The organism is Rhodococcus sp. B10 (assembly GCF_011770055.1).
Lineage (GTDB): Bacteria > Actinomycetota > Actinomycetes > Mycobacteriales > Mycobacteriaceae > Rhodococcoides > Rhodococcoides kyotonensis_B.
The window spans coordinates 1-380 of record NZ_JAAFYV010000136.1 but is presented as its reverse complement, the minus strand read 5'-3'; the positions used below and the strand labels follow the sequence as shown (position 1 = coordinate 380).

Annotated in this window: 1 protein-coding gene; it reads left to right on the top strand. The window is 64.7% G+C overall.

The window, feature by feature from the left end; translation table 11 throughout:
* Window positions 1-78: 78 nt before the first annotated feature.
* Window positions 79-380 (top strand): biopolymer transporter ExbD (locus RhoFasB10_RS26020; RefSeq protein ID WP_167679369.1); only part of this gene is annotated, 302 nt, incomplete at its 3' end.

The window sequence follows — 380 nt, the reverse complement described above, 5'->3', positions numbered from 1 at the left end:
CTCGACGGCCGCCCGGGGGTGATGAACCCGTCCCCGTCGGCGCGCCCGGCCAACGCCGCTGCGGCGAAGGCCTGATCGATGCGTATCGGCAATGACCGATCCCAGGATGAGCCGCATATCGATCTGGTCCCGCTGATCGACGTCATCCTGGTGCTGATCATCTTCTTCGTGGTCACCACCACCTTCGATGCGCGCTCGACGTTGCAGGTGCAGCTGCCCACCGCCAGCCAGCAGCCCAACAACGAACCGCCGCGTTCGCTCAGCGTGCTGATCAACGCCGAAGGCCGTTATTTCATCAATGACCAGGAAGTGCTGCGCAGCGATGTCGAGTCCGTCAAGCAGACCATCGCCGCCGTCGCCGGCAGTGATCGCAGCCAGCC